This window comes from Psychrobacter pasteurii (assembly GCF_900162815.1).
Classification (GTDB): domain Bacteria; phylum Pseudomonadota; class Gammaproteobacteria; order Pseudomonadales; family Moraxellaceae; genus Psychrobacter; species Psychrobacter pasteurii.
In genome coordinates, this window is record NZ_FUGD01000001.1 from 1 (window position 1) to 640 (window position 640).

Sequence of the window (640 nt, forward strand, 5' to 3'; positions counted from 1 at the left end):
TCTTACCCTCATAACGACACTCAATTAATCGAGCTTGCCAAGTAGCAGGTAGGTTTGGATTTTTCTTTTGTGCCTGAGGAGAGACGGGCATTTGTATTAAGTAGTCCCCTTCACTAAAGGTTTTAATCACAGTGTAACGCAGATTATCTTTAGCCCGCATGAGCCAGTGGCTGTTTGGATGGGCTTGTTGCCAACTAATCAGTAAGTCTGCTGAGAAATAGGCTCTATCAAAGAGCGTAATGCTATTATCTTGAACATTTAGCTGACGGGCTAAGGTGATCTCTCCTTGACTCATATCTCCAAGGGTTGTGTCAATGATCTCATGCGTGTCAGTATTGATCAGACATACCGAACGCATTTGGGGATAGGGCGCCTCTTTAGTTCTGCCTTTGCTTGAGCTAAAGTGCGGAAGGTTCTCATCAGTGTATGGGAGTGAGTATACGACACCGTCTACAGCGTGGACGCTAAGTCCCATGAAGTCTTGCTGCTGGGCTTGTGATTCTGTTTGGTAGTGAGCACTTAGTTGATGAAATAGCTGCTTTAGAGGCTCATGCCCGAGGCGTTGTCTTGCTTGTACCACAGCGCTGGGCACACAGGCCTGGGAGTCTATATTAAGACGCATCTGCTCTGTGATATACCA

General features: G+C 46.4%; 1 protein-coding gene. It reads right to left on the reverse strand.

The features are described 5' to 3' along the window. A partial coding sequence (locus A1232T_RS00005; RefSeq protein ID WP_143513917.1) for an IS4 family transposase occupies window positions 1-640 on the reverse strand: 640 nt, incomplete at both ends.